The 23,895-nt window shown below is 42.1% G+C and carries 18 protein-coding genes and 1 tRNA gene; 11 read left to right on the forward strand and 8 right to left on the reverse strand.

From position 1 onward, the window contains the following. Positions 1-200: 200 nt before the first annotated feature. Positions 201-2,585, reverse strand: coding sequence for a BamA/TamA family outer membrane protein (locus ABIB50_RS11585; protein WP_429379885.1), 2,385 nt, complete (start codon positions 2,583-2,585; stop codon positions 201-203). Here ABIB50_RS11585 and ABIB50_RS11590 point away from each other — a divergent pair. The 3 genes from ABIB50_RS11590 to ABIB50_RS11600 all read left to right on the forward strand — a co-directional run bounded on the left by ABIB50_RS11590 (position 2,576) and on the right by ABIB50_RS11600 (position 3,658). After that, entirely contained in the window at positions 2,576-3,325 is a 750-nt protein-coding gene (locus tag ABIB50_RS11590) for a TrmH family RNA methyltransferase (RefSeq protein WP_429379886.1), read from the forward strand. The genes ABIB50_RS11585 and ABIB50_RS11590 overlap by 10 nt on opposite strands. 47 nt (positions 3,326-3,372) lie before the next feature. Further along, positions 3,373-3,443: transfer RNA gene (locus tag ABIB50_RS11595), tRNA-Cys, on the forward strand. A 35-nt stretch (positions 3,444-3,478) separates the two neighbouring features. Next, the gene (locus ABIB50_RS11600; protein ID WP_429379887.1) at positions 3,479-3,658 is read left to right on the forward strand and encodes a spore protein; all 180 of its coding nucleotides are present in this window, start codon (positions 3,479-3,481) and stop codon (positions 3,656-3,658) included. Between the two features lie 110 nt (positions 3,659-3,768). Here the strand turns inward: ABIB50_RS11600 and ABIB50_RS11605 are convergent, their stop codons facing one another. Continuing rightward, positions 3,769-4,809: a quinone-dependent dihydroorotate dehydrogenase gene (locus ABIB50_RS11605; protein ID WP_429379888.1), complete on the reverse strand. Its 1,041-nt coding sequence runs from the start codon at positions 4,807-4,809 to the stop codon at positions 3,769-3,771. Positions 4,810-4,924: 115 nt separating this feature from the next. Between ABIB50_RS11605 and ABIB50_RS11610 the strand changes: the two genes are divergently transcribed. From ABIB50_RS11610 to ABIB50_RS11625, 4 genes are all read left to right on the forward strand, one after another. Continuing rightward, complete coding sequence (locus tag ABIB50_RS11610; RefSeq protein WP_429379889.1) at positions 4,925-5,698, forward strand: SGNH/GDSL hydrolase family protein; 774 nt, start codon at positions 4,925-4,927, stop codon at positions 5,696-5,698. Between the two features lie 117 nt (positions 5,699-5,815). Beyond that, entirely contained in the window at positions 5,816-7,735 is a 1,920-nt protein-coding gene (locus ABIB50_RS11615) for an ABC-F family ATP-binding cassette domain-containing protein (protein ID WP_429379890.1), read from the forward strand. A 238-nt stretch (positions 7,736-7,973) separates the two neighbouring features. Continuing rightward, complete coding sequence (locus ABIB50_RS11620) at positions 7,974-9,233, forward strand: DUF5103 domain-containing protein (protein WP_429379891.1); 1,260 nt, start codon at positions 7,974-7,976, stop codon at positions 9,231-9,233. Continuing rightward, positions 9,233-11,065, forward strand: coding sequence for an ABC transporter ATP-binding protein (locus ABIB50_RS11625; protein WP_429379892.1), 1,833 nt, complete (start codon positions 9,233-9,235; stop codon positions 11,063-11,065). Before ABIB50_RS11620 ends, ABIB50_RS11625 begins: the two co-directional genes overlap by 1 nt. A gap of 189 nt (positions 11,066-11,254) precedes the next feature. Here ABIB50_RS11625 and ABIB50_RS11630 read toward each other — a convergent pair whose 3' ends face one another. Next, positions 11,255-12,121, reverse strand: coding sequence for an alpha/beta hydrolase (locus tag ABIB50_RS11630; RefSeq protein WP_429379893.1), 867 nt, complete (start codon positions 12,119-12,121; stop codon positions 11,255-11,257). A gap of 104 nt (positions 12,122-12,225) precedes the next feature. On the opposite strand from ABIB50_RS11630, the gene ABIB50_RS11635 reads away from it, so the two are divergent. From ABIB50_RS11635 to ABIB50_RS11645, 3 genes are read left to right on the forward strand one after another with little or no spacing between them, the layout of a single operon-like run. Then, the gene (locus ABIB50_RS11635) at positions 12,226-13,899 is read left to right on the forward strand and encodes an ArnT family glycosyltransferase (RefSeq protein ID WP_429379894.1); all 1,674 of its coding nucleotides are present in this window, start codon (positions 12,226-12,228) and stop codon (positions 13,897-13,899) included. 51 nt (positions 13,900-13,950) lie between these two features. After that, on the forward strand, positions 13,951-14,595 hold the full coding sequence (locus ABIB50_RS11640) for an HAD family hydrolase (protein ID WP_429379895.1): 645 nt from the start codon (positions 13,951-13,953) through the stop codon (positions 14,593-14,595). Between the two features lie 43 nt (positions 14,596-14,638). Further along, the gene (locus tag ABIB50_RS11645) at positions 14,639-15,298 is read left to right on the forward strand and encodes an MBL fold metallo-hydrolase (protein WP_429379896.1); all 660 of its coding nucleotides are present in this window, start codon (positions 14,639-14,641) and stop codon (positions 15,296-15,298) included. A gap of 7 nt (positions 15,299-15,305) precedes the next feature. Here the strand turns inward: ABIB50_RS11645 and ABIB50_RS11650 are convergent, their stop codons facing one another. From ABIB50_RS11650 to pyrR, 3 genes are read right to left on the reverse strand one after another with little or no spacing between them, the layout of a single operon-like run. After that, a complete protein-coding gene (locus ABIB50_RS11650) occupies positions 15,306-16,742 on the reverse strand; it encodes a serine hydrolase domain-containing protein (RefSeq protein WP_429379897.1) in 1,437 nt (478 codons plus the stop codon). 8 nt (positions 16,743-16,750) lie between these two features. Then, positions 16,751-17,680 carry an aspartate carbamoyltransferase catalytic subunit gene (locus tag ABIB50_RS11655; RefSeq protein WP_429379898.1) on the reverse strand — a complete coding sequence of 310 codons (930 nt, stop codon included), beginning with the start codon at positions 17,678-17,680 and terminating at the stop codon, positions 16,751-16,753. A 50-nt stretch (positions 17,681-17,730) separates the two neighbouring features. Continuing rightward, positions 17,731-18,279, reverse strand: a complete 549-nt coding sequence (pyrR, locus tag ABIB50_RS11660; protein WP_429380244.1) for a bifunctional pyr operon transcriptional regulator/uracil phosphoribosyltransferase PyrR — start codon at positions 18,277-18,279, stop codon at positions 17,731-17,733. Positions 18,280-18,449: 170 nt separating this feature from the next. Between pyrR and ABIB50_RS11665 the strand changes: the two genes are divergently transcribed. Beyond that, a complete protein-coding gene (locus ABIB50_RS11665; RefSeq protein WP_429379899.1) occupies positions 18,450-20,402 on the forward strand; it encodes a tetratricopeptide repeat protein in 1,953 nt (650 codons plus the stop codon). 551 nt (positions 20,403-20,953) lie between these two features. Here ABIB50_RS11665 and rpsA read toward each other — a convergent pair. Then, complete coding sequence (gene rpsA / locus ABIB50_RS11670) at positions 20,954-22,924, reverse strand: 30S ribosomal protein S1 (protein WP_429379900.1); 1,971 nt, start codon at positions 22,922-22,924, stop codon at positions 20,954-20,956. 179 nt (positions 22,925-23,103) lie between these two features. Continuing rightward, positions 23,104-23,775 (reverse strand): ACP phosphodiesterase, encoded by a 672-nt coding sequence (locus ABIB50_RS11675; protein WP_429379901.1) that lies wholly within the window; start codon positions 23,773-23,775, stop codon positions 23,104-23,106. Positions 23,776-23,895: the final 120 nt, after the last annotated feature.

Genomic DNA, 23,895 nt, shown 5'->3' on the forward strand with positions numbered 1-23,895 from the left:
AGAGATTAGAGATTAGAGATTAGAGATTAGAGATTAGAGATTAGAGATTAGAGATTAGAGATTAGAGATTAGAGATTAGAGATTAGAGATTAGAGGAGTCTTTAGCTATACAAGTTACCAAAAAGGCGATGAGTTTCAATACTCATCGCCTTTTTTATTTTATTATGACCGGCCTGACCTCTAGTTAACTAATCTCCGACCTAAAACGGCATCCCGATACCAAAGTTTAACTGCATAAAATTATAGCTTTCGCGGTTTTCGTTGTAGAACCGGGATTTGAAGGCCCCATCATGAAACAGCTCGTTGGCGTGCTTAACCAACACCCATTGTTCTGAGCCGTTAAATTGCGGGTCCTTAAACTTAAAGGCTGCATCAAGCCTGAATACAAAGAAGCTCACATCAAACCGTAAACCCGCCCCAATATCCATTGCCGAAGAGTTTAATATATTGTTAAACCTGAATTCGCCATTAGGGTTATCAGGCTGCTTATGTAACCGCCAAACGTTACCGGCATCCATAAACAGGGCGCCTTTTAGTTTTGCCCCAAAAAAGTTGTTGGCCACTTTAAAGCGGTATTCGGCATTGGTAATCAGCTTTATCTCGCCAAACTGGTCAATATATTTCAATCGCGTACGCAAAGTATCGCCTATTGTAGGCGCTGCATCTGTCCCGGCAGGGCCGTAGGTTGTCGCCCTGTTAAATTGCCCCGGCCCTAAAGTACGTGGTAGCCAGGCGCGCATATCATTAGCACCACCGGCATAAAAGTTTTTCTCAAATATAAGCAGGCTGCTGTTTCCATACGGCACCCCTAATCCGGGATTGACGCGGAAAATAAACTGGCGCTCGCCGCCAAAACTACGGTATAAGCGCAGGTCAATCTCAAATTTGGTATATTGGTAAAAACTATAGCCAAAAAGTGTGCGTTTCCCTTCACTATCTTTTTCAGTATTAAAAGCATTGGTTACTGCCGACAACATATTACCACCAACATCAAGCGATCCCCTGAAATAAGTAAAGTCTTTATAATTATTTAACTGGTTGCCGTTTACCTGATAAGTATACTGGCTACCGGTAGTAAAAACGGTACGCCCTATTAAAAACACGTATGAAAGGCGATTGGCTTTCAACAGTTGTTCCTTTGCAACCGGATCAAGCGTGCCTTTTGAAAATTCAATATCAATAGGTGTTATGCTATGTACCTTGTTAGCCTGTTCCAGGAAATCATAGGTTACAGAATTTACTAAACTCGTTCGTTCAACCAATCCTTTTTGAAAATATAAGGAGTAGTTGGAAGAAAATGTAGTATGAGGCACCCCATATTTGCCGGGTTTAGCAAGGTTAAAAGGCGTGACTATCCAGGGGTATATCAGGCTTGCGCCTACTTTAAAATCCTGATTCTCAACACCACTGCCGTTAATAGAATTGCGGCCGTTATCATACAATATACTCATGTTTAACTTTACCTGCAGGGTAACCGCCTGTTTAAACATGTTACGATTGGTAAACGTATTACCTATATTATAACCATACCGCCCACCGCTAAATAAAAACTCGCCCTCTACACGGTCCGACATCTGCTTGAGCGGGATCATGCTTATAACAGTATTTAGCCGGTTGGTACTATCGGCAGTTTTGATGTAGGTTGGATTGGGCACATTACGGAAAACGTTTAACTCTGACAGGCGGGATGTAGTGATGGTTTGCATATCAGAATTATACAGGTCGCCTTTGGTTTGAAAGATATAGTCAACCACCGGATGCGGCTTAAACCTATGCGAGTAATCAACAAAGGTAAACTGCGAATCGACCACCGTTGTATCGGCTACGCCGGTTGTACGCCCGCCTGCAGTAGATATCGTTATTAATGTATTATTAATGCTAAAGGTAGGATGCGAGGGCCTGTCGGCCGGGTTATCTATGATCAGGGTCAGATCAACCACGCTGCTGTTATAGGTCGAGTCGTAAGCAAAATTGATGTACTGGCGATAAAATTCATAATAGCCGTTGCGTTTCATCACCTGGTAAAATGCGTCACGGTCAAAAGCTAAACTATCCGTATCAAAACGCCCGCCAGGCTGCAAATGCGAAAATACAGGACGGTTTGCCCGGTACAAATTGCGCACAGTTCTGTCGGGGATACTGTCGGCAATTTTACGGATCCTAAACATTGGCCCCTGAGTAGTAGTGAAAATCAGTTGGGCTTTTTTCTTTTTGATAATTATGGTATCACTTACCTTAGCTTTTAGATAGCCTTTACTCTGGATGAATTTTTCGATCTGAACACGCGAAAACTCAACCAGGTTGCTATCCAAAATAGCTGGTGGCTCGCCAATATTTTTTTTGCCTTTTTTATTAAAGATATAATAAAGCTCCAGGTTAACCAGGTTGTTGGGTTGTTGCTGTTTATCTACATAGTTTAACGCCAGTTCGCTAAACTCTTTGTCCATACCCTTAATAGTAACCTTGCGCACCAACGATTCGTTACCTTTTAATCCGCGCGTTAAACTGCAACCCGAGCCTATAAAGAGCAGCAAAATACTTAATATTGCAATACGGTATCTATTTATGCTTTTATATGCTTTCAAAATCAAATATTAGTTTATTACAGTCCTTACAACACAAAAAATTTCGTAGGGAGCATGGCTTGTTTTTAGTTGAAGGCTACAAATCGGTATCAGAATTTATTAATTCTGCTTACCAGGTAGAAACCGTTTACCATACCCAGGCCGTTGCCCCAAAAATGCTCAAATTATCGCAGAAAACGAACTGTTTAGAGATTTCATCTGCTATAATTGAAAAAATAAGTGCTTTAAAAACCCCGCCCGATGTTATTGCGGTTATTAAAATACCACAATGGCCGTTTTTAAATGCTACTACCCTTAACAAAAAATTTGCAATAGTGTTAGATGGAATCCAGGATCCGGGTAATATGGGCACCATAATTCGTACGGCCGACTGGTTTGGGATAGAAAATATTATCTGTTCTGAAGATTGTGTTGAGGTGTATAACCCTAAAGTAGTACAGGCAACAATGGGCTCGCTTTCGCGGATGAATGTACATTATGTTGACCTTCCCTTGGTTTTATCGGCAACAAAACTGCCGGTTTACGGTGCTTTACTGGATGGTGAGAATATTTATAGCACTAATTTCGGTACTGAAGGATTGATAGTTATGGGTAACGAAGGCAACGGTTTAAGTGACGAAGTGAAGCGGTTAGTAACCAAAGCCATCACCATACCACGCGCCGGTAATGCCGAATCATTAAACGTAGCAATTGCCACCGCTATATTTTGTTCAGAAATAAACAGAAATAAGCTTAAATAAATGTTGGCTTGCAATAAATAATTACTATTTTTGCAATCCTTAAAATTGGTCGGGTGGCCGAGTGGCTAGGCAGAGGTCTGCAAAACCTCGTACAGCGGTTCGAATCCGCTCCCGACCTCAAGGTTAACAAAAATATTAAAAAATAAAAGCATCATGGGCGTAACACGTTTAAAAAGAAAAGATAGAAGAAACAAGACTTTCTCAAGATTAGAAGTTCAGTTTTTAAAGAATGCTACCAACCTTGAGTCTGGAAGCCGTTCTGCAGAGTCACCTAAAAGCCAGGTAACTTTAAACAATATTGTTTTAGCTAAAGCAGCTGCAGCAAATAACTAATTTCTGAAAAGAATTTGTGATTTTTAAGATCCTGTTGGTGAAAACCGATGGGATTTTTTTGTGCCGGATATTTCACATTGTAGAGACACAATGCATTGCGTATCTACAAATTACATTTCCAATATCCTCTTGTTAATTCGCTTAATCAATCCCGGCCCTTCATAAATAAACCCTGTATACAATTGTATTAATGATGCGCCCGCGTCTAATTTCTCCAGGGCATCTTCGGCCGAATGGATCCCGCCGACACCAATAATCGGGAACGACCGGTTTGATTTATCCGCCACATAACGTATCACCTCGGTTGACCGCTTAGTTAATAGTGCGCCGCTTAATCCGCCGGCTTCTTCTTTTAGTTTTGGGTTTGTTAGCAATGATTTATCAATAGTAGTATTAGTGGCTATTACCCCTGCAATTTTGGTTTGCTGCACTATCTCAACAATGTCGTCCAGTTGCTCATTAGTAAGGTCTGGAGCTATCTTTAGCAGGATGGGCTTAAATACATTGTTTTTGTTATTGCGTTGCTTCAGCGTGTTTAATAAGTGCATTAGCGGCTCTTTCTCCTGTAGCTCGCGCAGGCCCGGTGTATTTGGCGAGCTTACATTTACCACAAAATAATCCACCACATCAAAAAGGCGGTCAAAACATTTAATGTAGTCGCTTACCGCGTCTTCGTTAGGCGTGTTTTTATTTTTGCCGATGTTGCCTCCAATTAATAATCCTTTTTGGGCCGCCGCTTGCGTTTTGCGGTAAGCGGCAATGCGCTCTGCAACAACATCAACCCCTAAATTATTAAAACCCATGCGGTTGATCAGCGCTTTATCTTCAGGGGCGCGAAACATGCGTGGCTTCGGGTTGCCGGGCTGGGGCAGGGGAGTAACTGTACCCACCTCAATAAAACCGAACCCCATATTTGCCAGCTCGCTTATCACCTCGCCATTTTTATCAAAGCCCGCTGCCAGGCCAACCGGGTTAATAAATTTAAGGCCGAACACTTCTTTTTCAAGGCGATGATCCTTCAGGTCCCAAACGGCACGGCTTAATGCTGCCCCGCCAGGGAAACGGTTAAGCCGCTTTAAATTTCGGGTTACAAAATAGTGGATGTTTTCCGGATCGAATTGAAATAGTAAGGGCTTTATTAACGAATACATAGCAGCAAAGTTACTTGTTTAATATTTTGATTTGTAAAAGAATATTGTACTTTAGTTCGTCATAAATAAACCACCGCAGCAGTACCCGTTGCGCTTCAAAAACTTAATACCAATTATGGAAGATCAATCTACAAATAACCGTCGCCGTTTTATCAGGAACGCATCAATAGGCACGTTAGCGGCTATAAGTATCCCCGAAATTGTTTCGGCCGCCTTAGCTACCGCGCCTATCTCTAAAAGAATAAGCATTGAAAAAGATGATATTATCCTTTTCCAGGGCGATTCGATTACAGATTCGGGCCGTGGTAACCGCAATGCTGTTGTGGCTAATAATACCGGGGCGTTGGGTAATGGCTATGCATTTATGGCGGCCAGCCAGTTGTTATTAAAAAACCCGGATAAGAACCTGCAGATTTATAATAAAGGTGTTAGCGGTAACAAAGTATACCAATTGGCCGATCGTTGGGACGCTGATGCATTGGCTATTAAACCAACTGTATTAAGCATCCACATTGGTGTAAACGATTACTGGCATACGCTTGGCGGTGGTTACAAAGGCACTATAGAGAACTACATTGCCGACTATAAAAAACTATTGGACCGCACCAAAGCTGAGTTACCGAACGTGAAACTGATCATCTGCGAGCCCTTTGGCGTGTTAGATGTAAAATCGGTAACTAAAGATTGGTACCCGACATTCGACCTGTTTAAAAAAGCAGCCAAAGATATAGCTAAAGAATACGATGCGCCATTTGTACCTTACCAGGCAGCATTTGATAAAGCCATAACCCTGGCCCCGCCAACCTATTGGACCGGCGACGGCGTGCACCCGTCAATTGCAGGCGCGGCATTAATGGCTGAGACCTGGTTGAAAGCGGTAAAAGGATAGGAGGTTAAAGGCGAAAGGTAAAAGGTATCAGATGGTAAATAGCCATTCTGAATTGAATGTAACCTTTCGCCTTTTACCTTTCAGCTTTCGCCTCAAAAAGCGTATCTTTGCGGCCAAATGATCGCTATAAATAATCTTACGTTCGAGATAGGTGCAAGGGCATTATATGATGAAGCCAACTGGCATATTAAACCCGGTGAAAAAATAGGCCTAATCGGTGCTAACGGTACCGGGAAAACTACCCTTTTAAAAATTATTGTAGGCGACTATAAACCTACATCGGGCACCATATCAATGGCTAAGGACCTTACCATGGGCTACCTTAACCAGGATCTGTTGTCCTACTCGTCCGACAAAAACATTGTGCATGTGGCTATGGAGGCTTTTGAGCGCCAAAATCAACTGCATGACGAGATAGAGGTTTTGTTAAAAAAGCTGGAAACAGATTATAGCGAAGACTTACTACATAAACTAAGCGACAAGCAGCACGAGTTTGAAGCGCTTGACGGCTATAACATCGAATACAAAGCACACGAAATTTTAGCGGGTCTTGGTTTCAGCGAAGCTGACTGCCAGCGTAAGCTAAGCACCTTCTCGGGTGGATGGCGGATGCGGGTAATGCTGGCTAAGATTCTTCTGCAGGCACCTGATATACTGTTACTGGATGAGCCTACCAACCACTTAGACTTACCGTCTATCCAATGGCTGGAAGATTATTTGAAGGCATTTAACGGCGCTATCATTATCGTATCGCACGATAGGTGGTTCCTGGATAAAGTGATCAACCGTACGGTTGAATCGCGCAAAGGTAAATTGAACGTTTACGCGGGTAATTATACTTTCTACCTGGAAGAAAAAGCACTGCGTGCCGAAATTCAGCGTGGCGAGTTTAAAAACCAGCAATCAAAAATAAAACAAGAGGAGCGTTTAATTGAGCGTTTCCGCGCCAAGGCATCAAAAGCAAAAATGGCGCAGTCGCGTATCAAGATGCTGGATAAACTGGAGCGTGTGGATGATGTGGATGATGATAATCCTGAGGTTAACTTTAGCTTTAAGTTCAGCAAGCAATCGGGCCGCCACGTATCTACTTTGGAGCATATCACCAAAAAATATCCTGCAATTGATATTTTGGATGATGCCGAAGCAATTATTGAAAAAGGCGATAAAATAGCGCTGATAGGTGCAAACGGTAAAGGTAAATCAACCTTGCTGCGTATTGTAGCGGGTGCTGATAAAGAATTTGAAGGCACAGCCGTTACCGGTCATAATGTTACCCAGACATTTTTTGCACAGCACCAGTTGGAAAGCCTGCACCTTGAGCATCAAATCTTACAGGAGCTGCAATCATTCGCACCAAAACATACCGATACCGAGCTGCGCTCGATTTTAGGATCGTTCTTGTTTACCGGTGATGATGTGTTTAAAAAGATCAAGGTATTGTCGGGTGGCGAGAAATCGCGCGTGGCTTTAGCAAAAGCGTTAACCGCCGATGCAAACTTCCTGGTACTGGATGAGCCTACCAATCACCTTGACATGGCTTCAGTTAATATCTTAATCCAGGCACTGCAACAGTACGAAGGTACAGTGATTGTAGTATCCCACGATAGGTACTTCCTGGATAACGTAGCTAATAAGATCTGGTTCATCGAAAACCAGAAAATAAAACAATACCCGGGCACGTATGCCGAATATGATGAGTGGAACGCTAAGCGTAAGATCGATCCGAAAGTAGAAGCACCTGCGCCTAAAAAAGAAGAGAAAAAGCCTGAACCGGTTAAGCAACAACAACCATCAGAAAATAAACATCAGCAATTAAAAAAGCTGAACCAGGACCTGACCAATATGGAAGATAAAATAGCTTCTTTGGAAAAAACGGTTAAAGAGCTGGAAGCTAAATTAGCCGATGATAAGATCTATAATGACGGCGCCAAGCTAAAAGAAACCAATGCCAACTATTCCCAAAAACAAGCCGAGCTAAAACAAGTTCAGCAACAATGGGAGGATTTGGCAGAACAGATAATGGAGTTGGAGGCGTAAGCCGAAACCTTCTGTTATTGCGAGGAATGAGGCAATCGCACGCTGCAAAGTTCGCGATTGCCACGCTACGCTCGCAGCAGTGACATAATAATTTTAAAGCCTCAATAAGCTAAAACTTGTTGGGGCTTTTTTTCTGTTCCCTCAGGGTCTCTTGTAAAGGACCCTGAGGAGTGACGTGCAACCTCAGGGTCCTCTGCGAGAGACCCTGAGGGGACAAAATTTTGATTATTATTGTAAGATGAAAAAGGGTCTTTTTATTCTATTTACAATAATCGCCATAAAAAGCTTTGCCCAACAGCCCTACGCCGATAGCGTATACAATGCCCACATTAAAACCATAGAGTTTTACAATACCAAAAAACAAGCATCCTTCCCGCAAATTACCTTACAATCAGGCGAGCAGGTGCTTCTGGCATTTGACGATCTGCGCGGCGGTACCCGAAACTACTATTATACTATTGAGCATTGCGACAGTAAGTGGAACTCATCTAATCTGTCCCCGTCAGAATACCTGCAGGGTTTCCAGGATGATAGGTTGACCGATTATGCCTACTCTACCAACACCATTCAAAAATATACACACTACGAGTTAAAATTGCCCAACCAAACCATCATCCCAAAAATATCCGGCAACTACATATTAAAGGTTTATGAAGATGGCGATAAATCAAAAATGGTTTTTACCCGCCGGTTATATATTGTGAGTAACAGGGTAGTAGGCGTAGCTGCAGATATTGTTCCGTCTACCGATCCTTCATTAAGGCAAACCAATCAAAAAATAAATTTCCAGGTAAACTATGGTGGTTTTAATGTGCAGAACCCCAATAATGATATCCGTGTGCTGCTGATGCAAAATGCCCGTAGCGCGACAGGTGTCTGGAATAGTAAGCCTACTTATGTACGCGGAACACAGCTGGTATATAACGATGTCAGCATCAATGATTTCCCCGGCAGGAATGAATTCAGGCGGTTTGATACACGTAGTCTTAAGCTAAAATCAGACAGGATAGGACAGATCTATCGCGATACGGCTAATACAGTTGTACTGTTTGGCGATCCGCTGCGCAACCAGGCCAGCTATTCGTTCCAGTATGATAACGATGGCAACTTTTTTATATTGAACCAGGAAGGATCAGAACCGCGCCGTGATGCTGATTATGCGCATATTTATTTTAGCGTAGCCGCAAATAAAACTGATAAAGATGGTACAGCTTACATTGTAGGTAAGTTTAATGACTATAAAATTGACGCGACGAGCAAACTGGAATACGAACCTGTTAAAGGCCGGTTTTTTACAGACCTGTTTTTAAAACAAGGGGTGTACGACTATGTATATATTTGGGTTGATAAAAACACAGGCAAGCCTGATGATATCCCCATAGAAGGTACCCATTTTGAAACAGAGAATGATTACCAGCTATTGGTGTACTATCGCCCGGTTACCGCGCGGTGGGATGAGTTGGTAGGATATAGATTATTGAATACGGTAAAGAAATAATGGCCAGACCCGAAGTAAATAAAATTGAAGAAACTTTAACTTTCAAAGATCGCCTGCAGGCATTGCGTAACCTGCCGGCGTTTTTTAAGCTGGTGTGGCAAACCAACCCGCTAATGTTAATGATTAGCCTGGTGCTGCGCATTGTAAGGTCGGCAATGCCGGTGACGCTGTTGTATATAGGTAAGCTGATAATTGATGGGGTGATCCAGCTGAGGCATACGCAAGGGGGAGATATTCACCATTTGTGGAAACTGGTGGCCGCCGAGTTTGCATTGGCCATATTTACCGATGCCCTTAGCCGTGCCATAACGCTGATAGAAAGTTTACTGGGCGACAGGTTTGGTAACTATACTTCGGTAAAGATAATGAACCATGCGGCAACGCTGGACCTTGACCAGTTTGAAGATTCTGTATTTTATGATAAACTGGAACGCGCCCGCCAGCAAACCACGGGCCGTACCATTTTATTGGGCCAGATAATGAGCCAGCTGCAGGATGTAATTACCATGGCCTTTTTAGCTACCGGCTTAATGGCCTTTAATCCCTGGTTGATTGTATTGTTGCTGTTTGCCATTATCCCGGCATTTATAGGTGAATCTTATTTTAACGACCGCAGTTATTTATTAACCCGCGGCCAAACGCCCGAACGCAGGGAGCTTGACTATATCCGTTATTTAGGTGCCAGCGATCAAACCGCCAAAGAAATAAAGACATTTGACCTGTCAGACTTTATCATTGATCGCTTTAAGCAATTGTCTGATAGTTTTTATAAGGATAGTAAAAAGCTGGCTATCCAGCGATCGGTATGGGGGACGTTTTTTGCAATGCTGGGTAGCATTGGCTATTACACGGCTTATGTTTTTATAATCATCAGCACGGTTGAAGGTAAGGTTACAATAGGCGCACTGGCATTTTTGGCCGGATCATTCAGGCAACTACGATCGTTATTGGAAGGTATACTGACAAGGTTTAGTACTGTATCGCAAGGGGCCATTTACCTGCGCGATTTCTTTGAGTTTTTTGATATCGAGCCCAAAATAGTTCAGTCGGCAAACCCGCTGCCATTCCCAAAAACCATACAGCAGGGTTTTGTTTTTGAGGATGTCGGTTTTAAATATCATAACTCAGAACGCTGGGCAAACCGGCATCTTAACTTTACCTTGTTCCCCGGCGAAAAGCTGGCGCTGGTTGGCGAGAACGGCGCCGGAAAAACTACACTGGTAAAACTGCTTTCGCGCCTGTACGATCCTACTGAGGGGCGGATCCTGTTAGATGGCATAGACCTGCGTAAATACGACCTGTTTGATCTGCGTTTAAACATAGGCGTTATCTTCCAGGATTATTTGCGCTACCAGATGACCCTTGCACAAAACATAGCCGTAGGTAACATTAAACAAATAGCTAACCGCGAATTAATTGAACGCTCGGCCAAACAAAGCCTGGCAGAATCATTGATTCCCAAATTACCAAACGGGTATGACCAACAGCTGGGTAAGCGCTTTGCTGATGGTGTCGACTTATCGGGCGGCGAATGGCAAAAGGTTGCCCTTGCCAGGGCCTATATGCGCGATGCCCAACTACTGATATTGGATGAACCAACATCAGCCTTAGATGCCCGTGCCGAATACCAGGTGTTTCAACGCTTTGCAGAGTTAACCAAAGAAAAATCAGCCATACTGATATCGCACCGGTTCAGCACCGTACGCATGGCCGACCGGATATTGGTATTAGAAAAAGGCGAACTAAAAGAAATAGGCAACCACGAAGAGCTTTTAGCCAAAGGCGGCATTTATGCCGAGCTGTTTGAGCTGCAGGCGATGGGGTATAAGTAGAGCGCTTGCGAAGGACGCGCGCCGTCGACTCACCCCGCGACTCTTCGAGCGCGACCCTCTCTTCGCCTTTGGCGGAAAGAGGGTAATTGTTCATTAATAAAAACAAAAAACCCTCTTTCCGCGCAGCGAAGAGAGGGTGGTCAAGCGAAGCGTAGACCGGGTGAGTCTACGCGACAGGTGTACGGTTATCTAATACTGATGAAAAGCGTCACTCACAAACTGTAATACTTTAGGCAGCGCGCCGCGCCATACTGTCCAGGTATGGGCACCGTCAACAATCCTGAATTCATGCGGGATCTCTTTTTTGGCCATAGCGATGTGTATCAACGCATTTCCTTCGCTCAGGCGGTCATCATCACCTACTTCAATATACCAGCGTACCGCTTTTTTCTGGGCATCGGGCATGTTGTTAATTAATGCCATTGCGCTGTACTTATTATAGTAATTGGTTACAACCGAATCAGGGGCGTTAGGTAAGCTGCGCGATAATGCCCGCTTTGCATCCTCTAAAGTGTTAGGGCCAACTGCCGCACTTAAAGGGCAGGCAGATGAAAACATTTCGGGATGGTGTAAGGCATACATAAAGGTGCCGCCGCCGCCCATTGACAGGCCGGAAATAGCACGGGAGCGTTTTTCAACTTTAACCCGGTATTTCTTTTCTACAAAAGGAATGAGCTCCTGGAAAAAGAAATCTTCGTAGTTCCAGTCGCCTTTCATGCTGTTGAAATAGCCGCGCTGCCCGGTATTGGCATCGGGCATTACTATGATCATGGGGGTGGCAATACCATCTTTTATGGCCTTGTCAGTAATATTTAATACCTCACCAAATTGTACCCAACCGGTCTGGTCATCGCCTGATCCATGCAGTAAATACAACACCGGATAGGTGCGGTTTGATGTTTCATAATCGGGTGGTAAATAAATAGCAAACTTGCGCTCGCTTTTTAATATTTTACTGGATACGGTCAGGTTATCAAATACCTTACCGGTTTGGGCCAATACCAGCACCGGGCTTAGTAATAGCGCAATTGCTGCACTCAATAATTTTTTCATCATATCTATAATTGGTTAGGCCAACCTAGGAAGCGTTGACTTTATAAATTTAATATAAAAATTCATTAACAGGCAATAACAAAACTCTGCTTACCTTTACTTCCTGTATGGATAACCAAACCCCCGCAATTGCTGCAAAATGGCTTTACCTTTTTATTGGTATAGCTGTTTTAGTTAATTTTAGCGGCATTTTTGTACCCATAACTGGCCCGGATGGTACACTATATGCGTCCATTGCCAAAACAATGGCCCAACGTAACAATTTTGTTGAGTTGTTTGCGTATGGTAAGGATTGGCTGGATAAACCGCATTTCCCGTTTTGGATAGCGGCGCTTTCGTTTAAATTATTCGGCTATACAACCTGGGCCTATAAGCTTCCGGCCATATTGTTTTTGCTGATGGGTTCAGGATACACCTACCTGTTTGGTAAGGCGTTGTATAATAAACAAACAGGCTTATGGGCAACACTGATATTGTTGACCGCGCAGCATATTGTACTATCCAACAACGATGTCCGCGCCGAGCCATATTTAACCGGGTTAATTATCGCTGCGGTTTATCATTTATACAAATCACACACAACAAACAGTTATTGGCAGTTGCTATGGGGATGTCTTTTTACCGCCTGCGCCATCATGACCAAGGGCATGTTCGCCATCATCCCTATAGGCGGAGCTATAGCAGGCCAGTTCGTCATAACCCGGCAATGGAAACAACTGTTTAACCTGCGCTGGCTAATTGGTATTCTACTGGTGCTGATCTTTATCCTGCCAGAGCTTTATTGCCTCAACCAGCAGTTTGATCTGCATCCGGAGAAGCTGGTATTTGATAAACACAATGTATCCGGTATCCGCTTCTTTTTCTGGGACAGCCAGTTTGGTCGTTTCTTCAACACCGGCCCCATCAAAGGCAATGGCGACCCAACCTTTTTTATACATACCACGCTCTGGGCATTTTTACCCTGGTCGCTGTTGTTATTTGCGGCGATATTTCAATTCATCAAAAAGGGATGCAAGCAAACCCGAGCCACCGAGTGGTATTGCATCTGCGGAGCGTTGCTGACTTTCCTGCTGTTTTCGGCATCGAAATTTCAGTTACCACATTATTTAAATATTGTGTACCCATTCTTCGCCATTATAACAGCGCAATATTTGCATAATGTGGTAAAAACAAGCAGCATTAAGGGTATATGGGGTGTACAAACGGTGCTTATCTGGGTACTATTGGTAGTTATTGGGGTATTACATTATTTCTATCAACCCGAAACATTTACGATAGCTATTGGCACCTGTTTGGTCATATTATTGGCAGGCTTGTTTTTTTTACCACCGGCAATTTCATCCAATACAATAGCTAAAATAGTTTTGCGTACGGCCCTGGTATCATTCTTTATTAATGTTTATTTGAATACGGTATTTTACAAATCATTGCTGCATTATCAATCAGCCAGCGAAGCCGCGGTTTGGATTAATCAGCATAACCCTCAAAACCTGCCTGTTGTGCAGTTTGATGATGCCTACGTATCGGCCATGAACTTCTATAGCGATGTGCCGGTAACAACTATTGTAAATGATGATCTTAAACAACTTCCGCAGGGGCAATTTGTATTATATGCCGGCAGTAACAGGGTAAACGATCTCGCAGCTAAAGGTTATAAGCTCACGCAATTAAAAACTTTTCAACGCTATTGGATCAGCCGTTTAAAGCCCGCTTTTTTGAATAAAGCCACCCGGGCTAAAGAGCTGGAAGAAATGCAGGTAGCCATAGTAACGCGCCAATAATAGACTCAATTTAAAGGTAGGGATAAATAAAATATCTACCTTTGCGGCTCTATGAATACTACACTGAAAAACAAATACGACAGCATAATTTTTGATCTGGACGGTACACTTTGGGATAGCTCGGCAAACGTGGTTACGGCCTGGCAAACCGCTAAAGAACAGGTTGACTATATTAAAGAAGATTTTACCCAACCCATGATCCATTCCATAACTGGGATGACCTACAAAGCTATTTTTGAAACCCTGCTGCCTTATTTAAATGAACAGCAGCGCGAGGAGTTTAAAGCCCTTGCCGGTAAATATGAGCTGGAAATTTTATACGAAAAAGGCGGGGAGCTTTATCCCGGGCTGGAAGATGCATTGAAATACCTGGCGGCCAACTATAAGCTGTTTATTGTAAGTAATTGCCAGAACGGTTACATCGAGGTGTTTTTTAAAATAAGCGGCCTGGCGCATTACTTTAAGGGGCACCAGTGCTACGGCACAAAAAATCAACCCAAAAACGAAAATATACTGGATATAATAAAAGATCATGACCTTAAAGCCCCGGTTTATGTGGGCGATACCATGGGCGACTACAGCGCGGCAACCAAAGCCGGTGTACCTTTTGTATTTATAAGCCATGGTTTTGGCGTAGTGAATGAAGACCAGGTGGCTACTGTTAACGGGTTGGAGGAGTTGGCGGAACTATTGTAAACTTTTTATTGAGGACAGCGTTATATTTTCATAATCGCATATCATGAAGATCACCAAATACTTACACTCCTGCCTGGTTTTTGAGTTAGACGACTATAAACTGTTGTTCGACCCGGGTAAATTTAGTTTTGCTGAGGGGGTAGTAACGCCCGATATGTTTGCTGATGTTGATGCTATCATCATTACCCACAATCACCCTGACCACTTGGATGCAGCGATACTTAAAGAGATTGTTTCCTTATCAAATGCACCGGTTTATACCAATAAGCAAGTTGCCGGGCAAATAGAGAAGGAAGGCATCGCAAGTACTGTTTGGGAAGACGGTATCTACAATGTTGGTCCGTTTAAACTGGAAGCTCTAACGGTTGTACATGAGCTGATAATGGATAATCCATTGCCGCAGATGACGGGTTTTATCATAAATGATAAGGTGCTGCACCCAGTAGATTCGATGGAAGACAAGTTACTAAAATACCATGGGATAGGCTTATTGTTGATGGTAACTATGGCGCCCTTCGCTAACGAGGTACGGATCTCCGGCTTTGCTGATAAATTACAACCTAAACAGATCTTGCCTGTGCACGATGGCTACGCAAAAGAGTTTTTTATTAAACAACGGTATGAGGCCTACACCAGACACTTTGATAAGCAGGGTATAAAGTTTCATAATATTTATAAGGTGGGAGATAGTATAACTATTTAGCAGACAGCTATTTTTGTAATAGTTTTAAAATACCAGTGCCGGTAGCATCTGTACCCGCGGTGGCATTTGATAATATTACAATAGCAATGTTCCTTTCTATATTATACGCCAGGAAGCTGCTGCTGCCCCCTGTGCCACCATTATGAAAGTAATAACTAATACCATCAACCTTAATAATATGCCAGCCCAGGCCAATGCTTAGTTGCGTGTCATTGTTAAAAGTTACCTGGTGAGTTAAACTAAACGCTTTTGACAGTTTATTATCAGCCTTTATCATATTGGCTTTTGTATATATCAACAAGTCATTTATGGTTGATTTCAATGATCCGGCAGCCGCAAAGGTATCCAACATGTCCCAAGTGGGTGTTTCATGGCCGTCTTCGTCATAAACTGTCGTAAAGCGTGGTATAATTAACGGGTATAAATGTTGTATGGTACTCTTCATTGCTAATGGCCGGCAAATAATTTCGCTAACCAATTGATCGTAATGTTTACCGCTAATATTTTCCAAAATAATCCCCAATAACCCCACAGCTAAATTAGAGTAAGCATAGTTTTTGCCGGGTACACTTTTTAACGTGCAGTTTTTTAGATAAGCAAATAGCAACTGCCGGGTATAATTTTTATAAGGATTGGCCTCGTTATACGGTTTTTGTGCAGTAAAATTGGTTGGTAAGCTGGCCAGGCCGGATGTATGATTAATTAGATTTAATAAAGTAATGTCTTTAAGTGCAGGGTTAGCGGCTACCGAATCCGGAAGGTATTTGGTTATAGGATCCGTTAAACTCACTTTGCCATCGTTAACATAATGCGCTAAAATGGCGGCAGTAAATGTTTTGGTGATAGAACCTATCTCATAAATGGTATTATTATTAGGCAATTGCCTGTTACTGATTTTGGTTTCGCCATAATTGTAGGTACTGATCTTTCCATCTTTAATAATACCTATACTTAAACCAACCGTGTTAGACTTTTGGATATAACGCCGCGCAACAGAATCAACTATTTTATCGACTATTGTTTTTAAAGGATTAGTTGTTGCTACAAGCGAAGGCTTATCAACCGGCCCTTCTTTAAAAGGTTCTAACCTAAAGTAAGCCAGTTTATTGTCAGTACCAAGGCTGATGCCAAGCTGCATGGTGAGCGTTTGAAACTGTATTTTATAAGTAGCTGTCAGATTATTAACAAAACTGAGCAGAGAATCTTTTTTTACGGGCCCAAGCGAGAATAAGTCGCGGAACAGGAAGTCTCTGAAATTACCCTGGGTTATGGACTGTTTAAGGCGCGCATCGGCCATTTCATAGATAGCATCGGCATCCCTGGTAATAATATGTTTTTTTATCACCCGGTATACTGAATCTGTTTTTTGAAGCTGGTGGCTTTGTGCTAACGCGTTTGATGATATAAATACCATTACCACTACTATCCCCCGTGCAAATTTCATCGGGAAATTTATGGGTTTTGTCCTGCTAACAGATATAATACTGCCATACGTATGGCAACACCGTTTTGTACCTGGTCTAAAATAATAGATTGCTTGCTGTCTGCAACATCACTGGTTATCTCTACCCCGCGGTTAATAGGGCCGGGGTGCATTACGGTGATCTCCTTATCTAACGAATTTAAGATCTCCTTATTCAATCCGTAAAGCATGGTATACTCGCGTATGGATGGAAAGTATTTGATGTCCTGTCTCTCTAATTGGATGCGCAGCATATTGGCCACATCGCACCAGTTAAGAGCCTTCACCAGGTTATGCTCAACCTTAACACCTAAGGCGTTGATATATTTCGGTATCAATGTGGTTGGCCCGCAAACCATTACTTCGGCGCCTAATTGTTTAAGGCAAAGTATGTTTGAAAGCGCTACGCGCGAGTGCAGGATATCGCCTACGATAACTACCTTTTTGCCTGCTACGTCGCCATATTTCTCGCGGATAGAGAAAGCGTCCAGCAAAGCCTGGGTAGGGTGCTCATGCGCACCGTCGCCGGCGTTTACTATTTGCGCCTTTACATGTTTTGACAGGAAGGTTGCCGCGCCGGCATAAGGATGGCGCATTACCACCATATCCACCTTCATAGCCAGGATATTGTTTACCGTGTCAATCAAAGTTTCGCCCTTGCTTACTGATGATGACGAGGCTGCAAAGTTCACAACATCGGCTGATAAGCGTTTCTCGGCAAGCTCAAAGGATAAACGGGTACGGGTAGAGTTCTCGAAAAAGATATTGGCAATAGTTAAATCGCGTAGTGATGGCACCTTACGGATCTGGGGCTGGTTTAGCACATCTTTAAAGCGGTCTGCCGTTTCAAATATTAATTCAATATCCTTAACGGTTAAACCTTTAATACCTAATAGATGCCTTGTGCTAAGTTCTGCCATGTTTCTTTATATCTGATTTCGGATTATCGATTTCGGATTTGTTATATGTATTATTTTTCTATTTCTGATAGTAACACGATTTTATCTTCGCCGTCTGTTTCTTTCCAGCTAACCACTACTTTTTGCGATGCAATTGAATCTACGTCGATACCTACATAGTCGGGCATTATTGGCAGGTGGCGCGAGTAACGGCGGTCAACTAAAGCCAGCAGCTCCACCTTTTGCGGTCGGCCATAGGCCAGCATGGCTTCCATAGCTGCACGGATGGTGCGTCCGCTCCATAGTACATCATCCATCAGCACCACCTTTTTGCCTTCAATAATAAAATCCATTTTGGTTTCGCTGGGTATCAGCGGTGCGCTGCGGCGGCGAAAGTCATCACGATAAAAAGTGATGTCCATATCGCCTTGCTGGATATTGCTTTCGGGTAAAATTTTGCGTAATTCGCTTGCTACACGCTTAGCCAGGTAAATGCCGCGCGGCTGAATACCAATTAATACTGATTCGGAAAAATCGTTATGATTTTCGATCAATTGACGACATAAACGCTGTATAGTGATTTGAAATTTTTGACCGTCGAGCAGCGTAAGGTTTTGCATCGTTTGGGTGGATTTGGGCAAAGGTAATAATTTTAGTGATTAGTTGAATAGCGATTGGAGATTAGTTTTTACGCTTAACCCGGTACTGATTTAAAATAAGGCTTAAATATTAACCTAATGAAACCCAGTATTATCTTAACTTTGCCATCCCCAGTTATATACACAGCTATATGTTTAAAATCAGGTCTTTTGTTTTTTTGTTTTTATTAGCTACAGGTACAGCTGCGGCGCAGCAATCTGTTTATAATCTTCATACACGTTTAAAAAACGAGTCAGATTCTCAAAAGATCAATACTTACCTTGAGATTGGTAAGTTATATGCGGCAGATCAGCCGGATTCGGCAGTACATTATTGTAACCTGGCGATGCGATTAGCTGAAAAGCTTAATGACCGGCATAGCGAAGGTGTGCTGTTGCTTGAATTGGGCCGCATCAATATCCGGCATCATCACGAAGAACTGGCACGCCGCTTTATTAACGAAGCCTTATCTATATTTAGAAATCTACGCGAGCCGGAAGGTATTGCCCAGGCATATGATGAATTGGGCTTGGTAGACGGGCAACAGCAAAATATAAATGCTGCTACCAAAGAGATGGACAGGGCCATGAAGTTTTATGTTGACAGTCATGACAGCGAAGGTGTAATGAATACCTACAACGGCCTGGGGAAAGTGTTTGAGGAAAAAGGGGACACTGAAAAAGCGCTTACATATTACTTGCGCACACTGGTACAATATGAGCATCGGAAACAAAAACCCGAAGCTTATTTTATTTTACTGGATCGCATTGGCCATATTTATCTCAAAAAAGGTGATAGGAAAATGGCGCTAAAATATTTGGAGGAAGGCATACGTGAAAGTAATATTCCGTCTGAGCGGGATACCCAGATAAACCTGATAACTGAAGAAGGCAAGATTTATGAGCAAGAGGGGCAAAAAACTAAGGCATTGGCTTACTATAAACAGGCACTCGCCGAGGCAAAGAAATATAATAAACCCGAGGAACAGGCCCAGGCTTTAATAAGCATTGCCGGGGTATTGAAAAAAGAGAATTCGGGCCAAAGCCTTAATGATTTGAAAAGTGCTTTGAAAATAGCCAATGGGCTTAACGAACCACGATTAGAAGCCGCCATTTATGCCGCCCTTGCAGATGTTTACCGGCAGGAAAAAGATTACAAAGAAGCTATAGCAGCACTGGAAGAGAACCATCGCTTGTTAGACAGTTTATTAGGCGCCGATACCACGAAAGATATTTCGGCTATTGACAGTAGCTATGCACTTGAAAGCTCAAGAGAGAAAATTGGTAATTTACAACAAGTAAGTAAGGAAGAAAAGAAAGAACTTGACTTAAGCCTTGTGATACTTGGAATGGCGGTTGTAGCATTGGTGCTTTTCTTTTTATACCTGCGTAAGGTTAAGCGATTAAATAAGGAGCTTAAAGCTGCCAACCAGGTTAAAGATACCTTATTTTCTGTGATTGGGCATGATTTGAAAGGCCCGGCAGGAAGCGCTGCGCAGCTTTTCGCGTTAATGGAAACCGAGGATTTTACCGAGGAGGAGCTTAAGTTAATTATATCCGATCTGCGTAAGCAAACCGAAGCGTCATTTGAGTTATTACAAACCTTATTTGAGTGGGGAAGGGCGCAGTTGCAGGGTATTAAGGTGCAACCTGAAACATTGGACACCAAAAGCATCGTGAATAAGAATATTAACCTGCTTGCGCGTCAGGCAGCTTTAAAAAACATATCTGTTGTCGATCATGTACCTGCAGGTGCAGGCATCATTGGGGACCTGAATCATTTTGACTTTATCGTGCGTAACCTGTTATCAAACGCTATTAAGTTTACTTATGAGAATGGCACTATTGAACTTAGTGCCGAAAAGAAGGATGCGGGAAAGGTTGTATTTATGGTGAAAGATACCGGAACAGGTATCTCGGCAGAACAACAGCAACAGTTTTTAACCTCGGACCTACAGGTATCTTATGGTACCAAGGGCGAGAAAGGAAGCGGATTAGGCCTTAATCTTATCAAAGAGTTTATTGTAGCTAATAATGGCAGCATTTGGTTGGAAAGTGAGCAGGGTAAAGGCACTACGTTTTACTTCTCTTTTCCGGCCGCGTAAGGTGAGTATAGCTATTTATTTGGACGAAAAACTATTCTATTTCCGACTGAACTATCTAGCAAAGATTCTCCTTTAAATAACCAAGCATTACTATAAGACATCTGTATTTCTTGCATTCTTATTCCGTCAAATGTGCATTCAAGGACTTCCATGTCGCCATCCATACAATAAAACCAGTCGCCATTTTTGTTTTGAAGAAACGGGACCCTTTGACTAAATGTGAAAGTGTGATCGTCTTTCACAACCATTTTTAAGGAGCTATATTTTTTCAAATCAATGCCAGTATATTTTGAACGTTTATTATTATAATAATAGTTTAACGGCACCGGAATAACGAGCCAAAAAACAATTAGCCCACTGATTGTCCAAAACAACCTTTTCAATACTTTAGATCTATTCTTAAAAAAAATCCTATCTCAGCAGAAATCAAGCATACTATGATAGCAACAAATATTTCGTTATAGAATATCATAGTCAAATATAAAACTCTTTTCTACAAAAAAAGCCCTACCGATTGCTCGATAGGGCTTTGGAAAAATATGGTTTAAAGCTTATTTAGCTTCTTCTTCAGATTTTTTAGCTGCTGCTTTTTTAACAGCTGCTTTAGTTTCTGCACCTTCCATTTGTTCTTTCAATTGGGCAAGTACGCTTAAATCACCTAAAGTTGATTTTTCAACCGATTCTTTCACTTTCTTAACCGCGTTGTTAGCAGATTTTGCTTCTTTTTTGCGGTTTTCGAAATCTTGTACACGAGCGTCAGCACGGGCTTCTTCCCATATACGTGAGTGAGAGATCACGATACGTTTGTTTTCCTTGTTAAATTCAATGATCTTGAACTCAGCAGCTTCTTCAGCTTTTAAGCCCTTGCCATCTTCTTTAACCAGGTGTTTGGTAGGTACGAAACCTTCAACACCATAAGGTAAAGCAACAATAGCGCCTTTATCAGTTACTTTTATAACGGTACCTTCATGTATTGAATCAATAGTGAAGATGCTTTCAAAAGTATCCCAAGGGTTTTCTTCAAGTTGTTTGTGGCCTAAGCTTAATTTGCGGTTCTCAACATCAAGTTCTAAAACAACCACGTTTAATTTTTCACCAACTTTAGTGAACTCGTTAGGGTGGTTAATTTTCTTAGACCATGAAAGGTCGCTGATGTGAATCAATCCGTCAATGCCGTCTTCCAGTTCAACAAACACACCAAAGTTAGTCATGTTTTTAACTGTAGCTACGTGAGTTGTACCAACTGCGTAACGATCGGCAGCATTTTGCCAAGGATCTGGAGTTAATTGTTTGATGCCTAATGACATTTTACGCTCGTCGCGATCCAATGTCAATACTTGTGCTTCAATTTCGTCACCAACTTTCAAGAACTCTTGTGGGTTACGCAGGTTTTGAGACCATGACATTTCTGACACGTGAATCAATCCTTCAACACCCGGGATGATCTCTAAGAAAGCGCCGTAATCGGCAACAGTAACTATGCGGCCTTTAACTTTCGAACCAATTTGCAAAGTTTCGTCAAGTGATTGCCAAGGATGCGGAGTTAATTGTTTCAAACCAAGAGCGATACGTTTTTTCTCGTCATCAAAATCCAACACAACAACGTTGATCTTCTGATCCAATGATAAAACTTCTCTTGGATGCTCAATACGGCCCCATGAAATATCAGTAATGTGTAATAAACCATCAACACCACCAAGGTCAATAAATACACCAAAGTCGGTAATGTTTTTAACTGTGCCTTCCAATACCTGGCCTTTTTCAAGTTTGGCAACAATTTCGGTTTTTTGGTTTTCCAAATCGTCTTCGATCAGCACTTTGTGCGATACCACTACGTTTTTAAACTCGTGGTTGATCTTAACAACTTTGAACTCCATTGTTTTGCCCACATACACGTCATAATCCCTGATAGGTTTAATGTCGATCTGTGAACCTGGTAAAAAGGCTTCAACACCCATGATGTCTACAATCAGACCACCTTTTGTTCTGCTCTTAACAAAACCAGTGATGATCTCATCATTATCCAGTGCAGAATTAATTTTTTCCCATGATTTTTGAGTTTTTGCACGTTTACGAGAAAGTACTAACTGGCCGTTCGCATCTTCTTGTGATTCAACAAATACGTCAACTGTGTCACCGATTTTAAGATCAGGTGTATCACGGAATTCAGAAACAGATACCAAACCATCAGATTTAAACCCAACGTTTAATACTACATCCTTGTTGTTAACATTTACAACAGTACCGGTGATAATTTCGCCCTTGGTGATTGAACTGAAAGTTCCATCATACAATTTCTCCATTTTCTCGCGCTCGCTGTCGCTGTAGTTACCAAACTTTTTGTCATCTGCATCCCAGTCAAAATCTGCCAGGGGGGCAATTGAAATTTGAGATTTGATCTCTTCGATTGATATTGAATCAGCCTCTGACTCAATAGTTTCTTTTTCGCTGGTTGCGGTAACTGTACCCAGTTCTGCTTCCTTAGCTTTTAATTCTTTTTCTGCTTCTTGTTTTTTTGCCATTAAATAATTTATCTCCTTTTCCCAATTTGTTAATTGGGACTGCAAAGGTAGGACTATATTTTTATTCTATAAAATTTAATTTACTGTTAAATGCTGATTTTTAAGGGTTTTTGCAGGATAAGCAGTGTTTTTGGGTAATTATATTCAATTACAGGACTTTAACCGGGTAAAAAAGCGGCTTATTGAGCCAATAATTTACCCTCTATCTCATAAAATATCGTCATAAAATGGGGCAATAATAACCGGCGATAGGCTACTAATACCTCATTCATCCGTGCTTCATGGAGTGGTGTAAACGGATTTTCCCAAACACGCATGCAAATTCTTTTAAGCGCGTAGGCAATTTGTTGGGTTTCTGAGTAGGTGTGCAGGTAGCCATCGCGCTTAAAACCTTCATAAAAGCGCAAGAACCGGGTAGTGTCCTTTAGCCCTGCCGAAGTAAGGAATTCTTCAATAATAGTATTATCGCACCCTTTTAGATGCGCATAAAAATCATCAACCTTAATTTTGCCGGTAGTCAACAATAGGTTATCTAATATCAGCTCAATAGCTATATGTCCTAAAAAAAAAGGTTTCACCGGCGAACCTTCAATAACCGGGGCCAATAATTTTTTAAGCTCATGTGAATGGGTTGCAAAAAAATCAGACGAGTGGAAATAACGATCTACGTCCAGATGTTTATTCCAGCCTTTAATAATGGCGTTAACATGGGGATTTTGATGCTGTAATTTTTCGGGATGGAGCACTATAGTTTTATCCGCATTCTTTAACAGATCGGGCAATACCGTACCTAAAATAAAGTAGCAGTCGGTAACATCACGGTCGAAATAGTAATGAGATAGAAAATTCATAGCAATAGCAGATATAACCCGTTAACCTTAAAAATAGGGAAAATATCCCACTTGTTGAATAGTTAGCGGTCTAAATAAATAATTATGCTTATTATATATTTAATTAACAGCGGCGGCTAT

The organism is Mucilaginibacter sp. UYCu711, from assembly GCF_050433825.1.
In the GTDB taxonomy this organism is placed as follows: Bacteria; Bacteroidota; Bacteroidia; order Sphingobacteriales; family Sphingobacteriaceae; genus Mucilaginibacter.

Bases quoted from the DNA above. Each gene is read 5' to 3' on its own strand.
- ABIB50_RS11590 (WP_429379886.1), top strand. From the start codon at position 2,576: ATGCTTTCAAAATCAAATATTAGTTTATTACAGTCCTTACAACACAAA.
- ABIB50_RS11600 (WP_429379887.1), top strand. From the start codon at position 3,479: ATGGGCGTAACACGTTTAAAAAGAAAAGATAGAAGAAACAAGACTTTC.
- ABIB50_RS11605 (WP_429379888.1), bottom strand. From the start codon at position 4,809: ATGTATTCGTTAATAAAGCCCTTACTATTTCAATTCGATCCGGAAAAC.
- ABIB50_RS11610 (WP_429379889.1), top strand. From the start codon at position 4,925: ATGGAAGATCAATCTACAAATAACCGTCGCCGTTTTATCAGGAACGCA.
- ABIB50_RS11615 (WP_429379890.1), top strand. From the start codon at position 5,816: ATGATCGCTATAAATAATCTTACGTTCGAGATAGGTGCAAGGGCATTA.
- ABIB50_RS11620 (WP_429379891.1), top strand. From the start codon at position 7,974: ATGAAAAAGGGTCTTTTTATTCTATTTACAATAATCGCCATAAAAAGC.
- ABIB50_RS11625 (WP_429379892.1), top strand. From the start codon at position 9,233: ATGGCCAGACCCGAAGTAAATAAAATTGAAGAAACTTTAACTTTCAAA.
- ABIB50_RS11630 (WP_429379893.1), bottom strand. From the start codon at position 12,121: ATGATGAAAAAATTATTGAGTGCAGCAATTGCGCTATTACTAAGCCCG.
- ABIB50_RS11635 (WP_429379894.1), top strand. From the start codon at position 12,226: ATGGATAACCAAACCCCCGCAATTGCTGCAAAATGGCTTTACCTTTTT.
- ABIB50_RS11640 (WP_429379895.1), top strand. From the start codon at position 13,951: ATGAATACTACACTGAAAAACAAATACGACAGCATAATTTTTGATCTG.
- ABIB50_RS11645 (WP_429379896.1), top strand. From the start codon at position 14,639: ATGAAGATCACCAAATACTTACACTCCTGCCTGGTTTTTGAGTTAGAC.
- ABIB50_RS11650 (WP_429379897.1), bottom strand. From the start codon at position 16,742: ATGAAATTTGCACGGGGGATAGTAGTGGTAATGGTATTTATATCATCA.
- ABIB50_RS11655 (WP_429379898.1), bottom strand. From the start codon at position 17,680: ATGGCAGAACTTAGCACAAGGCATCTATTAGGTATTAAAGGTTTAACC.
- pyrR (WP_429380244.1), bottom strand. From the start codon at position 18,279: ATGCAAAACCTTACGCTGCTCGACGGTCAAAAATTTCAAATCACTATA.
- ABIB50_RS11665 (WP_429379899.1), top strand. From the start codon at position 18,450: ATGTTTAAAATCAGGTCTTTTGTTTTTTTGTTTTTATTAGCTACAGGT.
- rpsA (WP_429379900.1), bottom strand. From the start codon at position 22,924: ATGGCAAAAAAACAAGAAGCAGAAAAAGAATTAAAAGCTAAGGAAGCA.
- ABIB50_RS11675 (WP_429379901.1), bottom strand. From the start codon at position 23,775: ATGAATTTTCTATCTCATTACTATTTCGACCGTGATGTTACCGACTGC.